The organism is Cyclobacterium xiamenense, from assembly GCF_009467825.1.
GTDB classification, from domain to species: domain Bacteria; phylum Bacteroidota; class Bacteroidia; order Cytophagales; family Cyclobacteriaceae; genus Cyclobacterium; species Cyclobacterium xiamenense.
On the sequence record NZ_WIOK01000001.1, the window covers coordinates 176,447 to 199,318 of the forward strand.

Here is a 22,872-nt window from a genome sequence, read left to right on the forward strand (position 1 = left end):
TTTTTTTTATAAGCCAGTCCTTAAAAAAAACCGATAGAAACTAATGAGTAATTCGAAGAAACACAGTTGGGAGGTAAGTGATAATCAGGAAAATCCTGCTTCCATGGCCATGTTGTATGCCACAGGTCTTTCAGACGAGAAAATGAAGCAACCGTTTGTGGGAGTGGCTAGCTGTGGGTACGAAAGCAATCCCTGCAACATGCACCTCAACGACTTTGCCAGAGCCATCAAGGCCTCTACTGTGGAAGCGAATCTTACGGGAATGGTTTTCAATACCATCGGGATTAGTGACGGGATTTCGATGGGTACTGCGGGCATGCGCTATAGCTTACCCTCGCGGGAAATCATCGCGGACTCCATCGAATCTTTCATTTTGGGGCATGCATTCGACGGAGTGATTGCCGTTGCCGGTTGCGACAAAAACATGCCCGGAGCGGTTATGGGGATGTTGCGGGTCAACCGCCCCAGCATCATGGTATATGGCGGGACGATCCGTTCCGGCAAATACAAGGGGGAGAAGCTGAACATTGTATCGGCCTTTGAGGCCTATGGAAAGCGTATCAAAAACGAAATTAATGACGAGGATTACATGGGCGTGATCAAAAACGCCTGTCCGGGTGCCGGTGCCTGCGGAGGGATGTATACCGCAAATACCATGTCTTCGGCAATCGAGGCAATGGGTTTGTCTCTTCCTTACAGCGCTTCCAACCCGGCTACCTCTCCGGAAAAGGCGGCAGAATGTGAAGCTGCCGGAACCTTTATTGCAAACCTACTGGCCATGGACCTCAAGCCGAAGGATATCCTTACAAGAAAAAGTATGGAAAATGCGGTAAGGGTGGTCGTTGCTTTGGCTGGGAGTACCAATGCGGTACTTCATTTATTGGCCATCGCCCGTACGGCTGGCATCGATTTTGGACTGGAGGATTTAAAACAAATCAATGCAACCACGCCGGTGCTGGGGGATTTCAAACCTAGTGGCAAGTACCTGATGGAAGACCTGCACGAACAGGGAGGGCTTCCGGCATTTATGAAATACATGCTAGACAACGGTATGCTCCATGGCGATTGCATGACGGTTACGGGAAAGACCGTTGCCGAAAACCTTGCCAATGTTACCCCAGTGAAAGCGGAACGCGGAAACGTCATACACCCGCTGGAGGATCCAATCAAAGCGACGGGGCATTTGTGTGTATTGAAAGGGAACCTGGCACCGGAAGGATCCGTTGCTAAAATCTCTGGAAAGGAAGGGATTTCGTTTACCGGCCCTGCGAAGGTATTTAATTCCGAGCAGGAGGCCAACGACGCTATGAAAAATCAGGAGATTCAGAAGGGGGACGTGGTAGTAATCCGGTACGTAGGTCCCAAAGGAGGACCGGGTATGCCGGAGATGTTAAAACCCACCTCCATTATTATCGGTTCGGGTATGGGAGCGGATGTGGCTTTGATTACGGATGGCCGCTTTTCCGGAGGTACGCACGGTTTTGTCGTCGGCCACGTCACGCCTGAGGCCTATTTGGGTGGCCCCATCGGTCTGTTGCAAAATGGGGACGTGGTCACTATCAATGCCGAAACGCTGGAAATCAGCTGCAACGTCTCGGAAGAGACCTTTGCAGAGCGAAAGAAAACCTGGGTAAACAAAGACTTGAGCCATCTAAATGGTACCTTGAAAAAATATTCACAGTTAGTTTCCACTGCATCTGAAGGATGCGTGACAGATAAAAGTTAACCACTATGAATGATTCACAGATAAGAGGAGCTGAAATTGTCATCAAGTCCTTGGTGGCAGAGAATGCCAGATATATTTTTGGCTACCCCGGAGGCGCCATCATGCCTGTATACGATGCCCTCTACGATTACATGGATCGCATACTGCACATTCTGACCCGACACGAACAGGGCGCAATTCATGCGGCCCAGGGCTATGCCCGGGTTTCTGGTCAGGTTGGTGTCTGCATGGCTACCTCCGGACCGGGTGCGACCAATTTGATCACCGGCCTGGCCGATGCGCTGATCGACAGTACACCCCTGGTGTGCATCACCGGACAGGTGGCTTCGCATCTGTTGGGTACAGATGCCTTTCAGGAAACCGACGTGGTGGGGATTTCCATGCCGGGTACCAAGTGGAACATTCAGGTTAGACGGGTGGAAGATATCGCTCCGGCGATTGCCAAAGGTTTTCACATCGCCCGGTCGGGAAGGCCGGGACCGGTGTTGATAGACATTACCAAAGACGCCCAGACTAGCCTTGGGGATTTCAATTACGTGCCTTGTTTAAACATCCGCTCGTACCGACCCTATCCCAAAGTAGAGGATCATATCATTGAAAAGGCGGCGAGTCTGATCAATCAGGCCCGGAAGCCCTATGTTTTGTTTGGGCAGGGAGTCATTTTGGGTAAGGCTGAAAAAGCCTTGCAGGCATTCCTCGATAAATCCGGCATACCAGCGGCATGTACCCTTCTGGGTACTGGAGCCATTTCGGAGGAGCACCCAAATTTTGTGGGTAAATTAGGCATGCACGGGAATTACGGACCCAACCTACTTACGAATCAATGTGATGTATTGATCGCAGTAGGGATGCGTTTTGACGACCGGGTTACCGGAGATGTAAAGCGCTATGCCAAGCAGGCAAAGGTAATTCACCTGGAATTGGATCCGGCGGAAGTCGACAAGACGGTGAAGAGCGAGGTAGCGGTTGTAGGCGACTGCAGGATTAGCCTGGAGAAGCTTACCGAAAAGGTGGAGAAGAAAACCCACCCCGACTGGATCAAGGAGTTTAGGGAGTTGGAAGCCGAGGAAAAGCGTGTGGTCGTAGGGAACGATCTTTCGCCGACCAAGGTAGGGTTGACCATGGGAGAGGTAATTCGGCATATCAATGAATTCAAGGCGGATGATGCCATTCTGGTAACCGATGTAGGACAGCACCAAATGGTGGCCTGGAGGTATTTTGAATACAAGACCAGCCGTACCCAGGTCACATCCGGTGGACTTGGTACGATGGGATTTGCACTTCCTGCTGCTCTCGGAGCCCAACTCCACGATTACAACCGGCAGGTTATTTGCGTGGTGGGCGATGGAGGTATTCAGATGACCTTTCAGGAACTGGGTACGATCATGCAAACCAAAGCACCGGTAAAAGTGGTATTGCTGAACAACAATTTTCTGGGAATGGTACGGCAATGGCAGCAATTGTTTTTTGACAAACGCTATTCCTTTACCGAGTTGGACAACCCGGACTTTATTAAAATCGCGGAGGCGTACAACTTCAAAGTACAAAAAGTGGACGAGCGTGCCGATTTGAGGCAGGCCGTGGCAGAAATGTTTGTACACGACGGCCCCTATTTCCTGGAGGTAGTCGTAGAAAAAGAAGACAACGTTTTCCCGATGATTGCTTCGGGAAGCTCAGTAGAGGAAGTTAGACTTAGTTGATTCAGATGAATAAAAAATATACGATTTCTGTTTTTACAGAAAATTTTATTGGGATTCTTAGCCGGATCACCTTGATATTTACCCGTAGGGGGATCAATATTGATGGGTTTACGGCTTCAGAGAGCCGGGAAGAAGGGATCTATCGAATTACCATCGTGGTGACTACAAGTGAAGCACAAATCATCCAGCTCACCAAACAGATCGAAAAGATCATTGACGTGATCAAGGCATTTTACTACCTGGATGAGGAAATGGTTTTTCAGGAAATCGCCTTGTACAAAATCCCCATCGATAGCATCGATGCCGGCCTGGAAAAAGTGATCCGGCAGCACAATGCCCGAATAATTTCCGCCGAGAAGGATTTTGTGGTCATCGAAATGACGGGACACAAAGAGGAGACCCAGGAATTGCTGGAGGTTTTGAAAGATTTTAATGTATTGGAATTTGTACGTTCCGGGAGAGTAGCCGTCGCGAAACCCATGGAAACAATTGACAAGTATTTGTAACTAATTTAAAATAAATTTTACTCGATAATTATGAAACTGAAGTTCGGTACCGTTGAAGAAAATGTCGTAACAAGAGAAGAATTTCCTCTTGAAAAAGCCAAAGAAGTACTAAAAGACGAAGTAATAGCCGTGCTTGGATACGGTGTGCAGGGACCAGGCCAAGCCTTAAACCTCAAGGACAATGGTTTCAATGTGATTGTTGGCCAGCGAAAAGGTTCCAAAACCTGGGACAAAGCCATAGCGGATGGCTGGGTGCCGGGAGAAACCTTGTTTGAGCTGGAGGAAGCCTGCGAAAAGGGTACCATTCTTCAGTTTTTGCTTTCGGATGCAGGTCAAATTGCCTTGTGGCCAACCGTAAAGAAACACCTGACTCCGGGCAAAGCGCTGTATTTCTCCCACGGTTTTGGGATCACCTATAAGGACCAAACGGGAATTATCCCTCCAAAAGATGTGGACGTAATATTGGTGGCGCCTAAGGGCTCCGGAACTTCATTGCGAAGAATGTTTGTTGAAGGCAGGGGGTTGAACTCTTCCTTTGCCATTTACCAGGACGCAACCGGCAATGCCCGGGATCGTGTAGTGGCATTGGGTATTGGCGTAGGGTCCGGCTATTTGTTTGAGACGGATTTTTACAAAGAAGTTACTTCCGACCTTACCGGAGAGCGGGGTACGCTAATGGGGGCCATTCAGGGAATCTTCGCTGCTCAATACGAGGTGTTGCGTGCCAACGGGCATTCTCCCTCCGAGGCATTTAACGAAACCGTAGAAGAGCTCACCCAAAGTCTGATGCCTCTGGTAGCAGAAAACGGCATGGATTGGATGTATGCCAATTGTTCGACCACAGCCCAGCGAGGTGCCCTGGATTGGTGGAAACCCTTTCGGGATGCCACCAAGCCTGTTTTTGAGGAACTTTACAACAGTGTAAAAACAGGTAAAGAGGCCGCCAAATCGATCGAATCCAATAGCAAGTCCGATTACCGCGTTAAGCTGGAAGAGGAGTTAAAAGAACTTAGAGAATCAGAAATGTGGCAGGCGGGTGCTACGGTACGTAAATTGCGCCCGGAAAATAATTAAATTGACCTATGTCAGAAAAGCTTTGGATATTTGATACCACTCTACGAGATGGGGAACAGGTGCCGGGATGTCAGCTCGATACCAGGGAAAAAATTGTAGTAGCCAAGGCTTTGGAGGCATTGGGTGTTGATATTCTTGAGGCTGGATTTCCAATATCCAGCCCCGGGGATTTCAATTCCGTTGTAGAAATATCCAAGGCGGTATCGGAACCCACCATTTGCGCCCTTTCCAGGGCGGTTGAAAAAGACATCGAGGTAGCCGCTGAGGCACTTCGGTATGCAAAAAAAAGCCGTATTCACACGGGTATCGGTGTGTCCGGGTACCATATCCAACACAAGCTCCGCAGTACTCCGGAAGCCGTGTTGGAGAAAGCCGTTAAGGCAGTAAAATTTGCCCGGAACCTGGTGGAGGAAGTGGAGTTTTACGCAGAAGATGCGGGTAGGGCATCGCCGGAATTTCTGGTACGTGTGCTGGAAGCAGTGATCAAAGCCGGAGCGCGGGTAGTAAACATCCCGGATACGACGGGGTACTGCCTTCCCGAGCAGTACGGCAACATCATTCGCCACCTGAAAGAAAATGTTTCCAACATCGATCAGGCCATCATTGCGACTCACTGCCACAACGACCTGGGTCTGGCTACCGCCAATAGTCTTTCCGGTGTCTTGAATGGTGCCCGGCAGGTGGAGGTAACCATGAACGGGATCGGAGAGCGCGCCGGAAATACCTCCCTGGAAGAGGTGGTGATGGCGATCAAAAGTCACCAGGAAATACCCGTCTACACGGATATCAACACGAAAAAAATCTACGAAACCAGCCGGATTATTTCCAAGCTGATGAACATGCCGATACAGCCAAACAAGGCCATTGTCGGTAGAAATGCCTTTGCGCATTCCAGCGGGATACACCAGGATGGGGTACTCAAAAACCGGGAGAATTACGAAATCATCGACCCCAAAGATGTGGGCGTGGAAGAGTCGTCGATTGTGCTGACGGCCCGGAGCGGTAGAGCCGCGCTGAAACATCACCTGAAATTGCTCGGTTACGAATTCGATAAGGAGAAGTTGGATGAGATCTACGAAGATTTTCTGGTCCTTGCCGATTCCAAACGAGACATCGGCAGAAAAGACCTGCTTTCTTTGTTGGGTGAGCACCTGGAGCATTCCCCTTTTATCGCGCTGGAAGAGATTTCCTACCAGGGAAAGGAGGGAGAAGAGGCACAAGCCGAGGTCATTCTGAATATCGGCGATGAGCTTAAGAAAGGCGCATCAAAAGGCAACGGCCCGGTGGACGCGGTCATCAAGTCCATCAAGCAATTGATCCCGCAGGAAGTGATTTTGGATGAATTCCTGATTCAGGCGATTACCAAGGGTAGCGATGATATTTGCAAAGTACACATGCGTCTGATGCACGAAGGCAAGCCCTACCACGGTTTTGGCTCTGAAACGGACATCGTATTGGCGTCTGCAAAGGCCTTTCTAGATGCATTAAACAAATTACCTGTCAAGTGATACTGACAAAAATGTAACCATAATGGAGAAGAAAACATTATTTGATAAGATTTGGGACGCACATGTGATCAAATCTATCCCAGATGGTCCGGACGTATTTTTCATCGATAAGCATTTTATCCATGAAGTCACCAGTCCGGTCGCATTTCTAAACCTCGAGAAACGAGGGGTTAAGGTCATGTTTCCGGAACGAACGGTGGCAACGCCGGACCACAACGTGCCCACCATCGATCAGGACAAGACCATCAAGGATCAGCTTTCCCGGATGCAGGTGGAAAAGCTCCGGCAAAATTGCAAGAAGCATGGAATAGAACTGCATGACCTGGGCTCCGATCATCACGGTATTGTCCACGTAATTGGGCCCGAACTGGGCATCACCCAGCCAGGAATGACCATCGTTTGTGGCGATAGTCATACGTCAACCCATGGTGCCTTCGGCACGATTGCTTTTGGTATCGGTACATCCGAGGTGGAAATGGTCCTGGCTACCCAGTGTATCATGCAGGCAAAGCCGAAGAAGATGCGCATCACCGTGGATGGAGAACTAGGCCCGGGTGTTTCCTCCAAGGACATTATTTTGTACATCATTGCCCAGATTTCCGCCAGTGGCGGTACCGGATATTTTATCGAATATGCGGGAAGTGCGATTCGCTCCCTAAGTATGGAAGCCCGCATGACGATTTGCAACATGAGCATCGAAATGGGAGCCCGGGGGGGATTGATTGCTCCCGACGAGACCACCTTTGCGTACCTCAAAGGGAAAGACTTTGCACCCAAAGGGGAGGCCTGGGACCAGGCAGTAGCACATTGGAAAACCCTCCAAACCGATGATGGAGCAGAATTTGATCTGGAGTACCAATACAATGCGGTGGATATCGAACCGATGATTACCTACGGGACCAACCCCGGTATGGGCGTAAAGGTGAGGGACAGCATTCCTACCACCGACGGCATGAAGGAAAGCGTGAAGAAGTCTTACCTCAAGTCGCTTGAGTACATGGGATTTAAGCCTGGCGAGCCGATGAAGGGGAAAAAAATTGACTACGTTTTTGTGGGTAGTTGTACGAATGGCCGGATTGAAGACCTTCGTACCGTTGCCAACTTTGTTAAAGGTAAAAAGAAGGCAGATGGAATCACGGCCTGGATTGTACCTGGTTCCAGGGAGGTCGAGAAGAAGGCCATCGAAGAGGGACTGGTGCAAATATTGGAGGAAGCAGGCTTTAAGCTCCGGCAGCCGGGCTGTTCCGCCTGTTTGGCGATGAACGACGACAAGATCCCTTCCGGCAAGTACGCGGTGTCTACCTCCAACCGTAATTTTGAAGGCAGGCAGGGACCGGGTAGCCGGACGCTATTGGCTTCCCCACTGACAGTGGCTGCAGTAGCGATTACTGGAGAAATTACCGACCCACGGGATTTGATTGAGGAATTAGCATTAGAAAAATAAGACATGGCATACGATAAATTTGATATACTGACGAGCAGGGTGGTTCCCCTTTCGTCCGAAAATGTGGATACGGATCAGATCATCCCGGCCAGGTTTTTGAAAGCAACCGAACGGAAAGGGTTCGGGGACAACCTGTTTCGCGATTGGCGTTACGATAGCGAAGGAAATCCGAAACCCGATTTCGTGCTGAATGACCCCACCTATGAAGGTAAAATTCTGCTTGCGGGTAGAAATTTTGGTTCGGGGTCTAGCCGGGAACACGCGGTGTGGGCCATTTACGATTACGGATTCCGCTGTGTGGTTTCCAGTTTTTTTGCCGACATCTTTAAAAACAACTGCCTGAATATCGGGGTGTTGCCCGTGACCATATCATCGGAGTTTGCCGACGAGCTGTTTGCAGCGGTTGAGGCAGACCCCAGCACCGAAGTGGAGGTGGATATCAACACGCAGACAATTACGCTTTTGGCAACCGGGAAGTCGGAAAATTTTGACATCAATTCGTACAAAAAGCAAAATATGAAAAACGGATTTGATGACATCGATTATTTGTTGAACCTGCAGGAGGAGATACAGGTATTTGAGGCCGAAAGGTAACGAGCCAAAAGCTTTTGGGAAACCAACGAAGGAATGATTAACGGACTGGGTATGAGTAGAGAAATGAATATTGAAATCATGGACACCACCCTTCGGGATGGTGAGCAAACTTCTGGTGTGTCCTTCCTCCCTTCAGAAAAGTTGCAGATTGCCAAACTTTTACTGGAAGAGTTGCGGGTGGACCGCATCGAAGTGGCCTCTGCCCGGGTTTCGGAAGGGGAGTTGGAGGGAGTAAAAAAGATTACACATTGGGCTTCCGAAAAAGGGTATTTGGACAAAGTAGAGGTGTTGGGCTTTGTGGACACACCCAAGTCCGTGGATTGGATGGTGGATGCCGGAGCCAAGGTGTTGAATCTGCTCACAAAAGGCTCACTCAACCACCTCACCCATCAATTGAAGAAGACCCCGGAAGTTCATTTCGAGGAGATTGCCGATTGTATTCAGTACGCGGAAGAAAAGGGGATCGAAGTAAACGTGTACCTGGAAGATTGGAGCAATGGTATGCGGAACTCCCGGGAATACGCGATGTCCATGATCCGGTTTCTTTCCGAATTACCAGTAAGGCGCATCATGCTGCCGGACACCCTGGGGCTGTTGTGTCCCGAAGAGGTAAAGGAGTTTTTGGGATTGATTTGTACCGAGTTTCCAGACATGCACTTTGACTTTCATGCGCACAACGACTACGATTTGTCCGTGGCCAATGTGCTAACTGCAGTGAATTCAGGGGCCAAAGGCATTCATACTACTGTGAACGGACTGGGGGAACGCGCCGGAAATGCACCTCTGGAGTCGATCGTAGCCGTTATTCAGGATTTTACCAATTTCGGTTTAAACATACAGGAAACCAAAATATACCGTATTAGTAAATTGATCGAACAATTTTCCGGCTTACGAATTCCAGCAAATAAGCCGGTGGTAGGTGAGAATGTGTTTACCCAAACGGCAGGCGTTCATGCGGATGGAGACCACAAAAAGAACCTGTATTTCAGTGATTTGCTACCCGAGCGGTTTGGCAGAACGAGGAAGTATGCACTAGGAAAGACCTCGGGCAAGGCCAATATCTTAAAAAACCTGGTGGAGTTGGGAATCTCGCTGGAGCCGGATGAATTGGCCAAGGTGACCCAAAAGATCATCGAACTGGGTGACAAAAAAGAGCGGGTGACTACGGAGGATTTGCCGTACATCATATCAGATGTGTTGCAAAACAACTCCATACACCGGGACATTGTCATCGACGGGTACCACATGGTTCATTCCAAGGGCCTGAAACCTTCGGTTCAGTTGCGGGTAAAAATATTCCACGAGTTTTACGAGCAGAATGCTTCCGGGGACGGGCAATACGATTCCTTTATGAAGGCCCTGAAGAAGATTTACAAATCTTTAAACAAAGAACTCCCCAAGCTGACGGATTTCCAAATCAGTATTCCTCCCGGAGGAAAGACGGATGCCTTTGTCGAATGCGTGATTACCTGGGACCTTGATGGACGAATCTTTAAGACGAAAGGTCTGGATAGCGACCAAACGATCGCCGCGATGAAAGCCACCGAGAAAATGCTAAACATCATCGAACAAATAAAAAACAGTAACAAAACAGAAAAAAAGAATCCCTATGGAAATGAATATAGCCCTATTGCCTGGTGACGGTATTGGACCGGAAGTAATCGCACAGGCGGTAAAAGTAGTACAGGCAATCGGGAAAAAATTTGGACATACCATCACTTTTAAAGAGGCAATTACTGGAGCTGCGGCCATTGATGCCGTCGGCCATCCGTATCCGGAAGAGACGCATCAGGTCTGTCTGCAGGCAGATGCAGTACTCTTTGGAGCCATAGGTGATCCTCGGTTTGACAATGACCCCAGTGCGAAGGTTCGTCCGGAGCAGGGCTTGTTGGAGATGAGAAAACGACTGGGATTGTTTTCGAACGTACGCCCCACGTTTACTTTTCCGTCCCTGGTTCATAAATCGCCCCTCAAGCGTGACCGCATTGAGGGAACGGATTTGGTTTTTCTTCGGGAGCTTACCGGAGGTATCTATTTTGGAGAGCCAAGAGGTCGAAACGAGCAGGGGACCAAGGCATTTGATACTTGCGTGTATTCGGTAGAAGAGATCGAGCGACTTGCCCGAATGGGATTTGAATTTGCCCAAAAGCGTAGAAAACATCTCACCTGTGTGGATAAGGCCAATGTGTTGGCTACTTCCAGGTTGTGGAGGGAAACGGTCCAGCGATTGGCTCCCGAATATCCGGATGTGACCGTGGAATACGAATTTGTAGATGCCGTGGCCATGCGGCTGATTCAATGGCCCAAGGCCTATGATGTGCTGATTACGGAAAATCTTTTTGGAGATATTCTGACAGATGAAGCTTCGGTAATTAGTGGGTCCATGGGGCTGATGCCGTCGGCCTCCCTGGGAGTCAATACGAAGTTATTTGAGCCGATCCACGGCTCCTATCCCCAGGCAGCAGGCAAAGACATCGCCAATCCCCTGGCAACCGTACTTTCGGCGGCCATGATGTTTGAGTATGCGTTTGAACTAATGGATGAAGCAAAAGCCATATCCGATGCGGTGAACCTTTCTCTGGAAAAGGGAATAGTTACGGAAGACCTGGCCGAGGGTGAGGTTGCTTACAAGACCTCGGAGGTAGGGGACTGGCTGGCCGAACAAATCGAAAAATCATAAGACCCAAATCTCGTTAAATAAAAAAGCCACCCTTCGATTGGTCGTAGGGCGGCTTTTTACTTTGGACTATTTTTTTTCCATGAAAACATCGATTAACTCCTGGGTAATGCCACTGGAGGAATAGCCTCCGTCGTGGAAGAGGTTTTGCATGGTGACCATCCGTGTGAAGTCAGAAAACAGGGTCACGATGTATTCAGCGCAGGATGCGGCCGAGGCATTTCCCAGAGGGGAAGCAATGTCCGCAAAATCGTAAAAATCGTTGAATCCTCCGATTCCGGATCCAGCCGTTGTTTTGGTCGGCGATTGGGAAATGGTATTGACGCGGACTTTCTTGAGCTTTCCGTACCTTAATCCATAATTTCTAGCGATGCTTTCCAGAATCGCTTTGGCTTCCGACATATCGGAATAAAAGGGGAACGCCCGCTGAGCAGCAATGTAGCTCAACCCCACCACAGAAGCCCACTCGTTTAATATATCTTTTTTCTCGGCTACTTGTAGCATTTTATGAAAGGATATAGCGGACACGTCGTAGGATTTCTGAACCCATTCGTAGTTCAGGTCGCCATAAGGCTTGCCTTTTCTCACGTTGGGCGACATGCCGATGGAATGCAAAAGGAAATCAAAATTCCCTCCCAGATATTCTTTCGCTTCGTCGTAAAGTTTTTCGATATCCTCCACGGAAGTGGCATCTGCTGGGATGATTATGGTATCGCAATGCTCGGCCAGTTCTTTGATGGCACCCATTCTCATGGCGATGGGCGCATTTGTAAGTACAAATTTCGCTCCTTGCTCTTTGGCTTTCAGCGCCGCTTGCCAGGCGATTGAATTCTCATCCAGGGCTCCGGTAATAATTCCTTTCTTTCCTTTTAATAAGTTCTCAGGCATATTTTAGTTTTGATTTTCTTTCTTGGATTAAATAATATTTTACAAATTTAACTAATTCTAGTGTAAACTTTCTAGTTTTTGAAAATTACGATCAAGGGGGGCTTTATTTGCCAAGCAATTCCCTGGCATTTTCGTAAGCGGTAGTGGATGGATTGGACCCGGAAATCATCGTGGCAATTTCAAGGAGCCGTTCCTCCTCGTTCAGCAATTTTATCTTGCTGACGGTTTTTTTGGCACTGTTGTCCTTGTAGACGAAGTAGTGCTTTTCGCCTTTTGCCGCTACCTGAGGCAAATGGCTGATGCAGATAACCTGGTGTTTTTCTGCTATCTTTTGCATCATGCGTACCATCTGAAGGGCTACCTCTCCGGAGATACCCGAATCGATTTCGTCAAAGATCAATGTGGGCAAGGCCATCTTATCGGCCATCACGTATTTGATGGCAAACATTAAACGTGAAAACTCACCCCCGGACGCGACCTGCCCAATGGGTTGTGGAGATATGCCCTTGTTTGCCGAAAACAGAACCTCGATTTCGTCGATTCCAGACTCATTGGCAGGGATTTCCTTGCGTTGGATTTCGATTCTGGCATTTTCCATTCCTAGTTGAGCCAACAATGCTTGTAGTTCCTCGCTGAAGCTGCTGAAAACACCCAGGCGCTTTTCAGAAAGGCGCTGTCCCGCGGCCATGAGTGCGTTTCGGGCCTCTTCCAGTGCCGCTTTTTCTCGATCGAGGGCTTCTTCCAGGTGATCGGCCCGAAACACCTTGTCTGCAAGTGTGGCAGCCAGGTCGACTAGTTCGGCATCCGTCTGTAGCCCGTGCTTTTTTTGTAGTTGGTAAATTTTACTTAGGCGCTCACGGATCCATTCGGATCGTTCCGTATCCACCTCCATCCGTTGTTCTTCCGTTGATAGGCTTTCCGCGATGTCCTTCAACTCAATCAGCAGGCTGGTAAAGCGTTGGTTTAAATCCTCAAACTCCTTTCCAAATCTGCTCAGAAAGTGAAAATGGGGTTTGGCAGAACCCAGCATTTGGAGGGCGCCCATTTCATCGTGATCCAGGTATCCCAGGGCTTCCATGGCCTGGGATTTTATTTCTTCGGCGTGGTTTAGGAGTTCTTCCTCCGATTCAAGCCGGGCTTGTTCCCCTTTTTCCAGATTGAGGGCGGATAGTTCTTCCAACTGAAATTGGTTGTAGTCGGCTTCCTGTTGCAAGCCCAGCCTCTCCTGTTCCAATGCCCGCACCTTTTTTTTCAGGGTCTGGAAATGCCTGTACTGTTCGCTGTAAAGCGCCTTTTCGACCTTGGTGGTAGCAAAGGCGTCTACCAGGGACAATTGGTACACGGAAGCTCCCAGGAGTAGGTTTTCGTGCTGGGAATGAATGTCCATAAGGGTTTTTCCCAGCTCTTTCAAGACATCCAGCTTTACCGGCGTATCGTTTATAAAGGCCCGGGATTTGCCCGAAGGGGCAATTTCTCTGCGAATGATGCAAGTGGTCTCGTAATCCAATTCTTCCCGATCAAAAAAGGACTTCAACCCGTAACTTTGTATGGCGACTACGCCTTCGATGATGCATTTTTTGCTTTCGTCAAACAGGGCTTTAGTATCGGCCCTGTTGCCCAGCAATAAGCCAACGGCCCCTAACATGATAGACTTACCCGCGCCCGTTTCTCCGGTAATCATGTTCAGTCCCGGGCAGGGGTTCATCTCCAATTTTTCTATCAAAGCATAATTCGTTATGCTAAGGTTGGTTAACATGCTGTTTTGGTTTCGTTTAAGGAGTCAAAATTAACCAAAATTGAGGATTATCCTTTTAAAATATCATTGTATTTTCGAGCGTTGTTGGGATCTACTTTCAACAACACCTCAACGGCTTCCTCTTTGATCTTATCCGGAGCGGACTTTAGGAGTTTACTAATTTCATCTGATTTTGCATCCATGAAGCTGATCGTGAGGATGCTATTGGGCTGAACCTGATTGGCTTCTTCCACCATTTTTATCGCTTGGAGGATGTTTTCGAAACCTTCCTCTGGTTTGGAGGTCAGCAAGTCGAGCCCTTTTCGGTGATAAAGGTAGTACGCATCCCTTACTGGTACCATTACCTGCGAATTGTACAACTCATTGGCTAGCCAGTAGCGGTTTCGTTTATCGGACGGGTTTTGGTTCCAGCCCGGTCTGGAGGACTGCTGGGCATTGGCGACGATGTTATTGGCAGTTTCAAAATACGGATCCCCTCCCCTTGGAGCAAAGGAATCGTAGTCCAACCCTATGGCGATGTAGGCATAGTAGGCCAGCAGTGAAGTAATGTTGTTCAGGAAGGAAAACTGATTGAATTCCAGCGGCTGGGACTCTACGTATTCGAAGGTCCAGTTGCGATCGGCAAAATTCAACATCAGGCTCTCGTAGTTGGATCCGTAAATGGGTCGTACCGTCTGGATCTGGACGGTGGCAGAAAAAAGGCCCACCTGCGGCATGTCATTGATGGTAATCAGTAAATTTCCCTTGATGCGTTCTTCGGGTTTGTACTCATCGTCGGTCCAGGTTCGCCCGTTTAAAAATTGTTCGAACGAGGACTTCATCTGTTCAAAAATGTCCCGGTCCTGGGTCCTTGCTCGTTCGCTGTTGATGGTGACAGTAAAATTAAGTTGCTGGCACTGGCTCGCACCGGGCAAAAATCCCATCGCAAGGAATCCGAAAAGTACCAGGTAGCGCGTCATCGGTTTGGGCTTGTTTGTTTGTCTAAGCGTTTAAACGTTTTGTATCGGCTTCGGTTTCCCGAATGCGAGCTTCAACTTTATCCAGGATGAGGGATGCCAATTCATCTTTTTTTAGCACCGGTGTCTTTTCACTTTTTTCGTTGCCACTGAAAAAAGTGACCTGGTTGGTGTCTTTCTGAAATCCAGCTTCCGGATCAAGCAAGGAATTCAATACGATGAAGTCAAAGTTTTTGGAGGCCAGTTTGCCTTCGGCACTGCGGTACCCTTCGTCCGTTTCCAGTGCAAAACCGACGTGTATTTGCCGGGTTGTTTTTTGCTTTCCCAAGGCACCCGCGATATCCGGGTTTTTGATTAAGGAAAGGTGTAAGTGTGCCTCCTTTTTTTTAATCTTTGCTAGCGATGGGTTCTCCGGTCGGTAGTCAGCGACCGCTGCGGTAAAGATCGCTACATCCGATTGTGCGTGCGCGGTTTCGGCTGCTTCGTACATCTCCAGCGCCGTTGTGACAGGCATTACTTGCACAGCTGGATCGCTGGGCCGCAGGTTGGTCGGACCTAATACCAAGGTAACGCGGGCACCTCTCGCAGCGGCTATATCGGCAAGCGCAATTCCCATTTTACCACTGGAATGGTTGCTGATGTAGCGGACCGGATCAATGGCTTCACGGGTTGGTCCGGCTGTAATCAATACCGATTTTTCGTTGAGCAAGGAGGAGGGGGAAAGCAGCTGGTATATGCGGGATACGATTTCTTCCGGTTCAGGCATTCGGCCTTGTCCATTCAGCCCACTGGCCAGCTCCCCACTAGCTGCTTCCATCACGTGGGCACCGTATGCCGCTAAGGTACGGAGGTTTTGACGAACAGCGGGATGCCGATACATATCCAGGTCCATGGCAGGTGCTGCCAGTATGGGGCAGGTACAGGACAAGTAGGTGCACAAGAGCAAGTTATCACTCTGACCACTCACCAGCTTGCTCAGCGTATTCGCAGACAGCGGTGCAATCACCAGTAGATCGGCCCAATTTCCCAACTCCACGTGGTTGTTCCATGCTCCTGTGTTTTTATCAAAAAAATCCCGGTACACCGGATTTTTCGACAAGGTAGCCAAGGTTAGTGGCGTGATAAAGTCGAGGGCAGAAGCAGTGACAATGACCTGCACTTCTGCCCCCTCTTTGACAAGCAATCGAATCAAGTGTGCCGCCTTGTAGGCAGCAATTCCTCCGGTAACCCCGAGTAAGATGCGTTTGCCGGAAAGTGACGACATGCTAGGATTCGGTTTCCTCTTCCGGGTACCTGAACATTACTTTGTCTTCCATGAACTCTTCCATCGCCAGGGTGCTGGGTTTGGGCATCCGTTCGTAGAACTTTGAAATCTCAATCTGCTCTTTGTTCTCGAATACTTCCTCCAAGTTGTCCACAGTGGAAGCAAATTCGGATAGCTTGTTGTTCAATTCCTCCTTCATGGAAGAAGAAATCTGCTTTGCCCGTTGTGAAATCACAAAGATGGATTCGTATAGGTTGCCTGATTTTTCGGCCACTTTATCCAGGTCTCTGGTTACTATTGATGGATTAACCGCCATGATTGTTTATTTTTAGTTTTCTGTGTTTCGCAATGCTTCCGTAGCTGCCTGATTTCTCTCTTCCTCCTCACGAAGCTTTCGCGCTTCCGCAGAACGGGCTTCGTATTGTTCTTTCAACCGGTAGTGAGACTCCAGCTCGGTAGTGGTTTTACTTTTGATGTTTTCTACTTTTTTAACAAAGTTACTCTCAGGATATTTTTGGGAAAAGTCCTGTGCAAATTCGATGGATTGTTTCAAACGCTCTTCTTTCTTATCAAAAATGCTTCGTTCCGCATAAGCAGCACTGACTTCCACTAGCTTAAACGCCAGCTCTTCGTTGTAATCGCTATCGGGATAGGATTTGGCAAAGTTTTGAAAGTTAATGATGCATGCTCTGTAAAATTCTCCCGGGAATAGCCCTTCCGTAAGGCGGTAGTACATTTTGGATTCTTCAAAGGCTTTTTCTTCAAACCTTTTCTGTAGGTCATCGATCATGGAAATGGCCCGCTCGTAGGAGTCGGATTCCGGGTACCGATTCATAAATAACTGTATGGAATTTACCGCTTCCCGTGAACTACGCTGGTCGAGGTTGTAATCGGGAGAATCCAGGTAGAGCGAGTACGCATGCATAAAAAGCGCCTCTTCGGCCATGGGAGATCGGTTGTACGTATCAAAAAAGGTTTTGAAATAACCGGCAGATTCGATGTACCGTTTTGTACGGAAATGCGCATAGGCATAATTAAATTCTGCCAATTCCGCCTTTCCACTGCCTTTGATTACGGGCAGCACCCGATCGTATAGAATGATGGACTTGTTGTAATCGCCCTGGTCGTAGTACCGGTTTGCCGCTTCGTACAGCTCATCCCAATTGGTACTCTTCTCTAACTTGTAAAACTCTCCACAGCCGGAAAGTAGAAGTGCCAGTAGTAATACAAGAACGTATGGTGTTGATTTTATCATGTAGCCTGCAAATATAAGGGATTAATAATTGGTTTTCAAGGGAACGCCTACTGCAGCAGTTTCGCTTACCTTTTAACGTAGAGTTTTTTGGTGACAATATTTTTATTGTCGACAATGAGTGTGTAAAAATAGGTGCCTGGATTTAAATCCGTGACCGGAATGACCAGTGTCTCTTGAACCGGATCCAAACTGAAGTCATAAATGGGGTTGCCGATGAAGCTATTGATGACCACCCGTACGTTGGCAGCAGGGTTTTTAATTTTGTAATCAAGTTGTGCGGACCGGACACTGGGGTTTGGGTAGATGCTTCCCATATCCACATCTTTATGACTCACTTCTTCCAAGGGATTTTCACCGGAGACGCTATACACACTTTCGATAATGAACGAATCCCGGGTGGTAGCGCTGTTAAAAAAATGCAGATCAAATGTACCCTTGGTCGGAATGATTCCCAATTCAAATTCGATGTACAAGTCCGTGTAAATTTCTCCCGGTTTCAACGTAAGTTTGATCTGGGAAAGGTCCTTTCTGGGGTCATAGCAATTGTCCCCCAGGCAAACCTGGATATTCTGGGAAGAGCCAATATTTCCACGTAAATAACGCAGGTAATATACCGACAATTCTTCGGATTCGTTTTGGAGAATAAGGGATTTTCGTTGCGTAGTATTTACCTTCCCGTTGAACTCTACCCTCTCGCTAAGCACACGCACCTGCCTCGCTTCAGCATGTTGCTGAATAAACAGGGTTAGGGTGAAGACAAGTGCGAGCAAAAATTTCATGTAAAGTTTAAATCAATAGGATTCGGTTTTTTCTATTCTCTGTTAGTATATACGTATAAAAATACTTAATTGGTTCCACATTTTACGCACAAAGGGGTTAAAAAATGTTAACCCTTATAAAATTTTTTTTCTGGACAACCGTTAAAAAATGGTTTTTAGGCTGCCCCTTTTTCAAAAAAATGTCATTTAACAGATAATTAATAGAAATTATCTATACGTTTTTGCAGTTCATCCTCATCCGGAAGGGGCAGGGTGACGTCGGGTTCGTCAAAGTAACTATAAGGTTTTTTTTCCCTTCTTTTGGGTGTCCTCCAATCATCAATGCGTTGCCGGTCGGGTCTTTCCTCGGATCGCCAGGTAAATCCTTTCAGTTGTTTCTGGTCGACCTCGATCAGGTGAGGAGGTGTAAACGAGGCTTCGGGTTTGATCGAATGACTAATTCGGGAAACGGTTCCTTCCTGAAACTCCATGATTATTCTGCCGCAAAGCAGTTTATTAAGACCCTTAAATGTGGTGTCATTTTCCAGGGCAAAGTACAACGATTCGCCGTTTCCTTCCACGTCCAGTAACTCGATGTCTCCCTCAGCAAAATAGCTGGTCATTTTTCTACCCTTGATTTGATTGAAGTTAGCTACAGTATCCCGGGTAATGGCAAAGGCATTGTCCACCAATAAAGCCCGGTCAATTTCCTCGTTAGCCAGTAAAAAGCGGATGCTGTCTGCCGTGATTTGACTCTTATTGTTCCATAATACCGGATCGGAAAATAGGTACACGGTAGAATCTGCATAGGTGTAGGCCATGGAATCTGCCCTACCCGCGAGCGTTGACTTGATCATCCGCATATCCGGATAAGCCAGCATGTAGCGCTCCTCGGGAACATCGCTGTCCTGGGTAACGAGGGTGTCGGCGATCATAAACAGGGTATCGGCTTCAAAGTACTTGCGGACCAGCGCCCTGCCGTACACCCTGGAGTATTGCAGGTCTTCCCAGTACTTCCCTTCCTCACCAAACACTTCCACGTTCTGCTCCTTGTTGAAGATGCTCACGTTTTCTCTGGCCTCAAAATACTGGGCATTTTCATCGTAATAGAGGATTTCTCCCGAAACAACACTGTTTTCCGATTCCACATTTCCATCGTAAAACCGAAAAATTTTGTTTTCGGTATCGTAAACGCTCCCCCGTTGCGCGTTGAGTTTGTCGCCTTCCTTGGAAAGGATGTTTGTCAATTTTTCTGTTTCGGCGATTTTGGTCAGGGTGTAGTAGTAGAGTATTTTTGACTTCATGGTGTAGTCGGGGTTCTCCAAAACTACTTTATCCCTGAAGGTGATTTTTTCGTCCCGGGTTTCGTATACGCCCCGTTGGCTTGTAAGGGTATTGATACTGTCCTTTACCATGCCGGTGTTGTAGTAGTTGGCCACACCTGTTTCCCGGTTGTAATCCAAAAAGTCCGTATAAAGAGTGGTTCCTTCGTTGACCAATACCACATTGGTTCGCAGTTTGGCAAGTTGTGTTTCCCCGTCGTATTCGGCATAGCGGCTGGTGACAGTGACCGAGTCTTCCTGGTTTTCGATTTTTACGTTTCCAAACAGTTTGGCCAGTTGATCTTGTCCGTAAAAATGCGCCGAGTCACAATAGATAAGGGAGTTTTTGTGCTTCATCACCACGCTGTCCAGCAGCCGGTCATAACCTTTTCCTTTCCGAAGCGCGTCGGCATGAAGGATTTCTAACCGGCTTTGTTCGGTTTGACTTTGGGCCGATTGCCAGCCCAGCAGGAAGCAAATGCCCAGTAAAAATAAGTTGTTTTGTGTCATTCGCATGTATTTCCGGATCAAAATTAATATAAAATGGTATTTTTGAGTTATGCTCAGCCGATTTATCCAACATGTACGGGAAAATAACATTTTAGATGTCCACAACAGGTATCTTTTGGCAATCAGCGGAGGAGCAGACAGTGTGGCTCTTGCGCACCTGATGCATCGGGCTGGCTTTGATTTTGAGTTACTGCATTGCAACTTCCATTTGCGTGGAAAGGAAAGCGACGGCGATGCAGCATTTGTGCAGAAGCTGGCGGATCGTTTGGGGCTTGTGCTCCATGTCCGTGATTTTGCGCCGGAATCCTACATGCAGGAGCAGGGACTGTCCCTTCAAATGGCTGCCAGGGAGTTGCGGTATCAGTGGTTCGCTCAGATGCACGCGGCGCGAAACACGCATGGGGTGCTCCTGGCCCACCATGCAGACGATCAGCTCGAAACCATTCTGCTTAACCTCATGCGGGGAACAGGCATCGAAGGACTGTACGGGATGTCAGAGCGCCGGGACTATATTTTCCGGCCACTGTTACCATTTAAGCGAGCTGAAATCGTAGCCTTTTTGGAGGAAAATGCACTGGATTGGCGGGAAGACAGTAGCAATAGTCAGACCATTTACAAAAGGAATTACCTGCGCCATGAATTGATTCCGGTAGTGGAAAAAAGGGATCCCGGTGGACCGGAGTCCATGCGCGCTAGTTTCGAGCGAATAAAAGATACAGGAAAAGCTTTTTTTTATTTTTTTGATCAATGGCGGAAAAAAAACGTGGTGCAGGAATTCCCCATTGAATACCTCCCTTTTTCCAGCCTGCAGGGCGTCCCGGGGAAGGCCTCGCTTCTTTTCTATTGGTTGAGAAATAAGGGGTTTGTCTATGGGCAGGTGCTGGAAATAGTGCAAGCCATGGAGGGAAATGCTTCCGGGAAGTGTTTTTTTTCAGGCGAATGGATGCTTAACGTCGACCGGGAAAACTTAATTTTGGGGAAGGAAAGCAGTAGGGCGGAATCTATCGAACTCGAACAGCATGCCATCTCGTTCAGGGCGGATGAACGGCGTACCTACGAAATCATCCAGTTGAAAGGAGATTGGCAGCTGGACCGGTCTCCGGAAAATGCCCAGTTGGACAAGCAGTTGCTTGAATTCCCCCTCCTTCTGAGAAATTGGCAGCAAGGAGATCGCTTCAGGCCTTTGGGCATGCGGCAGTTTAAAAAGGTGAGCGACTTTCTGATCGATTTGAAAGTTCCCCTGATTACGAAAAATCAGGTAAAAGTGCTATGTTCCGGAGGAGAAATAGCGTGGGTAGTAGGATATCGGATAGACGATCGGTTTAAATTGACCGGTGCGACACGTGAGGTAGTATATTTTAAAAAGAAACAAAATGGTGAATCCGTTTAAAAAGAAATACAGCGCAACGGAGTTGAAGCAGTTTGCGTTTTTGGAAAAGGCCAGATTTTTTCGGGACCTGAGCTACGAAGAGCTGTCCCGATTCTTACCAGCCATTCACCAACGAAAATACGCGCGAGACGAGGTGGTTTTTTTTCGAAACGATCCCAGTCAGGCGCTGTATATTTTAGAAAAAGGAGAAGTCACGCTGAACATCGACATTCGCGGAACCTTTGAAACCATCATTAAACTAAAGGAAGGCAATCCTTTTGGAGAGAACTCGATGCTGGCCGATTCCAAACGAATTTACACCGCGATCGTCAGTACCGAGGAGGCGATTTTATGGGTGATTCCCAACTATGCGATACTGGATATTTTTCAAAACAATCAAAAAATACGCGCGAAAATGATGACGGCGCTTGCGGCCTTTTACAACCAAACGAACCAGCAATTATTCTCCTCCTACAGAAACTCCTATGGGTTTTTTAACCTGGGGCAGATGTTCGAATAATTCGGGATATTCCTTCGTATAAAGCGCATTCTTTAATATCTTAGCGCAAATTTTGAAAAAATAACAATCTAAACCGATTATAAAAAATGACAAAAGTAACCGTAGTCGGAGCCGGGAATGTAGGCGCAACATGTGCAGATGTTTTGGCTTACCGAGAAATAGCCGAGGAAATCGTTTTGGTGGACATCAAAGAAGGGGTGGCCGAAGGGAAAGCCCTGGATATTTGGCAAAAAGCACCCATTAATGTGTACGATAGCCGGACCATTGGTAGCACCAATGATTACTCAAAAACCGCGGGTTCTGACGTAGTGGTCATCACTTCCGGTTTGCCGCGAAAGCCTGGCATGACCCGGGATGACCTGATCGAAACCAATGCGGGAATCGTGAAAATGGTTACCGAAAACGTGATTAAACACTCTCCAGATGCCATTATCATCATCGTTTCCAACCCCTTGGACGTGATGACTTATCAGGCACATATTACCTCCAAAAAGCCAAAAACACAGGTCATGGGCATGGCGGGTATCCTGGATACGGCGCGATACCGGGCTTTTTTGGCTGAAGAACTCAATATTTCTCCGAAAGAGATTCAAGCAATTCTCATGGGTGGACACGGGGATACCATGGTTCCCCTTCCCCGATACACGACCGTTGCTGGGATCCCGGTGACAGAACTGATCGCCAAGGACAAATTGGACGCCATCATCGAGCGTACCAAGTTTGGCGGGGGCGAGTTAGTCAAGCTGATGGGCACCTCTGCATGGTATGCGCCAGGTTCTGCCGCCGCACAAATGGTGGAATCGATCGTAAAAAATCAAAAACGCGTTTTTCCGGTTTGTATCAAGTTGGATGGGGAATATGGGATCGATGACTGCTACCTTGGAGTGCCTGTGATTTTGGGTAAAAACGGCATTGAAAAGGTTATTGAGTTGGATTTGAATAACGAGGAGAAAGCACTTTTGGAAGTATCCCGTACACACGTGAAGGAAGTAATGGCCGTACTTGATAAATTATCTGCCAACTAATCCTTTCTCTTAGTATACTT

General features: G+C 48.0%; 20 protein-coding genes. 12 read left to right on the forward strand and 8 right to left on the reverse strand.

Features of this window, described 5'->3' with window-relative positions; all coding sequences use genetic code 11:
- Nucleotides 1-43: 43 nt before the first annotated feature.
- The 9 genes from ilvD to leuB are packed head-to-tail and all read left to right on the forward strand — an operon-like array spanning nucleotide 44 to nucleotide 11,232.
- Nucleotides 44-1,726 (forward strand): dihydroxy-acid dehydratase, encoded by a 1,683-nt coding sequence (gene ilvD, locus GCU44_RS00730; RefSeq protein WP_154852464.1) that lies wholly within the window; start codon nucleotides 44-46, stop codon nucleotides 1,724-1,726.
- A gap of 5 nt (nucleotides 1,727-1,731) precedes the next feature.
- The gene (gene ilvB / locus GCU44_RS00735) at nucleotides 1,732-3,426 is read left to right on the forward strand and encodes a biosynthetic-type acetolactate synthase large subunit (RefSeq protein WP_154852467.1); all 1,695 of its coding nucleotides are present in this window, start codon (nucleotides 1,732-1,734) and stop codon (nucleotides 3,424-3,426) included.
- 5 nt (nucleotides 3,427-3,431) lie between these two features.
- Nucleotides 3,432-3,932 carry an acetolactate synthase small subunit gene (gene ilvN / locus GCU44_RS00740; protein WP_092172832.1) on the forward strand — a complete coding sequence of 167 codons (501 nt, stop codon included), beginning with the start codon at nucleotides 3,432-3,434 and terminating at the stop codon, nucleotides 3,930-3,932.
- Nucleotides 3,933-3,962: 30 nt separating this feature from the next.
- The gene (gene ilvC / locus GCU44_RS00745; RefSeq protein WP_092172441.1) at nucleotides 3,963-5,006 is read left to right on the forward strand and encodes a ketol-acid reductoisomerase; all 1,044 of its coding nucleotides are present in this window, start codon (nucleotides 3,963-3,965) and stop codon (nucleotides 5,004-5,006) included.
- Nucleotides 5,007-5,014: 8 nt separating this feature from the next.
- Complete coding sequence (locus GCU44_RS00750; protein ID WP_092172444.1) at nucleotides 5,015-6,514, forward strand: 2-isopropylmalate synthase; 1,500 nt, start codon at nucleotides 5,015-5,017, stop codon at nucleotides 6,512-6,514.
- Between the two features lie 22 nt (nucleotides 6,515-6,536).
- Nucleotides 6,537-7,958 (forward strand): 3-isopropylmalate dehydratase large subunit, encoded by a 1,422-nt coding sequence (gene leuC / locus GCU44_RS00755; protein WP_154852470.1) that lies wholly within the window; start codon nucleotides 6,537-6,539, stop codon nucleotides 7,956-7,958.
- Nucleotides 7,959-7,961: 3 nt separating this feature from the next.
- Nucleotides 7,962-8,552, forward strand: a complete 591-nt coding sequence (gene leuD / locus GCU44_RS00760) for a 3-isopropylmalate dehydratase small subunit (RefSeq protein ID WP_092172449.1) — start codon at nucleotides 7,962-7,964, stop codon at nucleotides 8,550-8,552.
- A 51-nt stretch (nucleotides 8,553-8,603) separates the two neighbouring features.
- The gene (locus GCU44_RS00765; protein WP_154852808.1) at nucleotides 8,604-10,193 is read left to right on the forward strand and encodes an alpha-isopropylmalate synthase regulatory domain-containing protein; all 1,590 of its coding nucleotides are present in this window, start codon (nucleotides 8,604-8,606) and stop codon (nucleotides 10,191-10,193) included.
- Nucleotides 10,162-11,232, forward strand: a complete 1,071-nt coding sequence (leuB, locus tag GCU44_RS00770; protein WP_154852473.1) for a 3-isopropylmalate dehydrogenase — start codon at nucleotides 10,162-10,164, stop codon at nucleotides 11,230-11,232. The genes GCU44_RS00765 and leuB overlap by 32 nt, the downstream gene beginning before the upstream one ends.
- A 66-nt stretch (nucleotides 11,233-11,298) precedes the next feature.
- Here leuB and GCU44_RS00775 read toward each other — a convergent pair whose 3' ends face one another.
- The 8 genes from GCU44_RS00775 to GCU44_RS00810 form a co-directional block, all read right to left on the reverse strand.
- Nucleotides 11,299-12,117 (reverse strand): enoyl-ACP reductase FabI, encoded by an 819-nt coding sequence (locus tag GCU44_RS00775; RefSeq protein WP_092172455.1) that lies wholly within the window; start codon nucleotides 12,115-12,117, stop codon nucleotides 11,299-11,301.
- 103 nt (nucleotides 12,118-12,220) lie between these two features.
- The gene (recN, locus tag GCU44_RS00780) at nucleotides 12,221-13,873 is read right to left on the reverse strand and encodes a DNA repair protein RecN (RefSeq protein ID WP_154852476.1); all 1,653 of its coding nucleotides are present in this window, start codon (nucleotides 13,871-13,873) and stop codon (nucleotides 12,221-12,223) included.
- 47 nt (nucleotides 13,874-13,920) lie between these two features.
- A complete protein-coding gene (gene porD, locus GCU44_RS00785) occupies nucleotides 13,921-14,796 on the reverse strand; it encodes a type IX secretion system protein PorD (RefSeq protein WP_174238220.1) in 876 nt (291 codons plus the stop codon).
- Nucleotides 14,797-14,854: 58 nt separating this feature from the next.
- Nucleotides 14,855-16,093, reverse strand: coding sequence for a bifunctional phosphopantothenoylcysteine decarboxylase/phosphopantothenate--cysteine ligase CoaBC (gene coaBC / locus GCU44_RS00790; protein WP_154852482.1), 1,239 nt, complete (start codon nucleotides 16,091-16,093; stop codon nucleotides 14,855-14,857).
- A gap of 1 nt (nucleotide 16,094) precedes the next feature.
- Nucleotides 16,095-16,409: a DNA-directed RNA polymerase subunit omega gene (locus tag GCU44_RS00795; protein ID WP_092172468.1), complete on the reverse strand. Its 315-nt coding sequence runs from the start codon at nucleotides 16,407-16,409 to the stop codon at nucleotides 16,095-16,097.
- 12 nt (nucleotides 16,410-16,421) lie between these two features.
- Nucleotides 16,422-17,348: an outer membrane protein assembly factor BamD gene (locus GCU44_RS00800; RefSeq protein ID WP_154852485.1), complete on the reverse strand. Its 927-nt coding sequence runs from the start codon at nucleotides 17,346-17,348 to the stop codon at nucleotides 16,422-16,424.
- A gap of 65 nt (nucleotides 17,349-17,413) precedes the next feature.
- Nucleotides 17,414-18,127: a T9SS type A sorting domain-containing protein gene (locus tag GCU44_RS00805; RefSeq protein ID WP_092172474.1), complete on the reverse strand. Its 714-nt coding sequence runs from the start codon at nucleotides 18,125-18,127 to the stop codon at nucleotides 17,414-17,416.
- Between the two features lie 197 nt (nucleotides 18,128-18,324).
- Nucleotides 18,325-19,938: an OstA-like protein gene (locus GCU44_RS00810; RefSeq protein ID WP_154852488.1), complete on the reverse strand. Its 1,614-nt coding sequence runs from the start codon at nucleotides 19,936-19,938 to the stop codon at nucleotides 18,325-18,327.
- A 49-nt stretch (nucleotides 19,939-19,987) separates the two neighbouring features.
- Here GCU44_RS00810 and tilS point away from each other — a divergent pair, with 49 nt between their 5' ends.
- The 3 genes from tilS (at nucleotide 19,988) to mdh (ending at nucleotide 22,852) form a co-directional block, all read left to right on the forward strand.
- A complete protein-coding gene (gene tilS / locus GCU44_RS00815) occupies nucleotides 19,988-21,328 on the forward strand; it encodes a tRNA lysidine(34) synthetase TilS (protein WP_154852491.1) in 1,341 nt (446 codons plus the stop codon).
- On the forward strand, nucleotides 21,312-21,827 hold the full coding sequence (locus GCU44_RS00820; RefSeq protein ID WP_092172482.1) for a Crp/Fnr family transcriptional regulator: 516 nt from the start codon (nucleotides 21,312-21,314) through the stop codon (nucleotides 21,825-21,827). The genes tilS and GCU44_RS00820 overlap by 17 nt, the downstream gene beginning before the upstream one ends.
- A gap of 86 nt (nucleotides 21,828-21,913) precedes the next feature.
- On the forward strand, nucleotides 21,914-22,852 hold the full coding sequence (gene mdh / locus GCU44_RS00825; protein ID WP_092172485.1) for a malate dehydrogenase: 939 nt from the start codon (nucleotides 21,914-21,916) through the stop codon (nucleotides 22,850-22,852).
- Nucleotides 22,853-22,872: the final 20 nt, after the last annotated feature.

Coding starts and splice junctions, on each gene's coding strand:
- ilvD (WP_154852464.1), top strand. CDS start 44: ATGAGTAATTCGAAGAAACACAGTTGGGAGGTAAGTGATAATCAGGAA.
- ilvB (WP_154852467.1), top strand. CDS start 1,732: ATGAATGATTCACAGATAAGAGGAGCTGAAATTGTCATCAAGTCCTTG.
- ilvN (WP_092172832.1), top strand. CDS start 3,432: ATGAATAAAAAATATACGATTTCTGTTTTTACAGAAAATTTTATTGGG.
- ilvC (WP_092172441.1), top strand. CDS start 3,963: ATGAAACTGAAGTTCGGTACCGTTGAAGAAAATGTCGTAACAAGAGAA.
- GCU44_RS00750 (WP_092172444.1), top strand. CDS start 5,015: ATGTCAGAAAAGCTTTGGATATTTGATACCACTCTACGAGATGGGGAA.
- leuC (WP_154852470.1), top strand. CDS start 6,537: ATGGAGAAGAAAACATTATTTGATAAGATTTGGGACGCACATGTGATC.
- leuD (WP_092172449.1), top strand. CDS start 7,962: ATGGCATACGATAAATTTGATATACTGACGAGCAGGGTGGTTCCCCTT.
- GCU44_RS00765 (WP_154852808.1), top strand. CDS start 8,604: ATGAGTAGAGAAATGAATATTGAAATCATGGACACCACCCTTCGGGAT.
- leuB (WP_154852473.1), top strand. CDS start 10,162: ATGGAAATGAATATAGCCCTATTGCCTGGTGACGGTATTGGACCGGAA.
- GCU44_RS00775 (WP_092172455.1), bottom strand. CDS start 12,117: ATGCCTGAGAACTTATTAAAAGGAAAGAAAGGAATTATTACCGGAGCC.
- recN (WP_154852476.1), bottom strand. CDS start 13,873: ATGTTAACCAACCTTAGCATAACGAATTATGCTTTGATAGAAAAATTG.
- porD (WP_174238220.1), bottom strand. CDS start 14,796: ATGGGATTTTTGCCCGGTGCGAGCCAGTGCCAGCAACTTAATTTTACT.
- coaBC (WP_154852482.1), bottom strand. CDS start 16,093: ATGTCGTCACTTTCCGGCAAACGCATCTTACTCGGGGTTACCGGAGGA.
- GCU44_RS00795 (WP_092172468.1), bottom strand. CDS start 16,409: ATGGCGGTTAATCCATCAATAGTAACCAGAGACCTGGATAAAGTGGCC.
- GCU44_RS00800 (WP_154852485.1), bottom strand. CDS start 17,348: ATGATAAAATCAACACCATACGTTCTTGTATTACTACTGGCACTTCTA.
- GCU44_RS00805 (WP_092172474.1), bottom strand. CDS start 18,127: ATGAAATTTTTGCTCGCACTTGTCTTCACCCTAACCCTGTTTATTCAG.
- GCU44_RS00810 (WP_154852488.1), bottom strand. CDS start 19,938: ATGACACAAAACAACTTATTTTTACTGGGCATTTGCTTCCTGCTGGGC.
- tilS (WP_154852491.1), top strand. CDS start 19,988: ATGCTCAGCCGATTTATCCAACATGTACGGGAAAATAACATTTTAGAT.
- GCU44_RS00820 (WP_092172482.1), top strand. CDS start 21,312: ATGGTGAATCCGTTTAAAAAGAAATACAGCGCAACGGAGTTGAAGCAG.
- mdh (WP_092172485.1), top strand. CDS start 21,914: ATGACAAAAGTAACCGTAGTCGGAGCCGGGAATGTAGGCGCAACATGT.